Below are 512 nucleotides of genomic sequence, written 5' to 3'. Positions count from 1 at the left end.
AATTGATCAATGCCATGTTGGGTGAAGCAATCAAAGAAGGTGCGTCCGATATCCATATCGAAACGTTTGAAAAGACGCTTTCTATCCGCTTCCGTGTCGACGGCGTTCTGCGCGAAGTCTTGACGCCAAGTCGTAAGCTTGCGCCGTTATTGGTGTCTAGTGTGAAAGTTATGGCGAAGCTCGATATTGCTGAAAAGCGTGTGCCTCAAGATGGTCGTATCTCGCTACGTATTGGTGGCCGAGCGGTCGACGTGCGTGTTTCTACCATGCCATCCTCTCACGGTGAACGCGTGGTAATGCGTCTGTTAGATAAAAACGCAACGCGCCTTGACCTGCACAGTTTGGGCATGACTCCTTCGGTACACGACAACTTCCGTCACCTCATTGGTCGCCCACACGGTATCATTTTGGTGACCGGCCCTACGGGCTCTGGTAAATCGACCACTTTGTACGCCGGCTTGCAAGAAATCAACAGCAACGAGCGCAATATTCTGACGGTGGAAGACCCAATC

The 512-nt window shown here is 51.4% G+C and carries 1 protein-coding gene; it reads left to right on the top strand.

Going from position 1 to position 512, the window contains the following annotated elements:
- The coding region (locus R7R24_RS30520; protein ID WP_318120689.1) for a GspE/PulE family protein at window positions 1-512 on the top strand (512 nt) is incomplete at both ends.

The organism is Vibrio sp. 704, from assembly GCF_033339295.1.
This window is presented reverse-complemented; position numbering and strand designations above follow the sequence as displayed.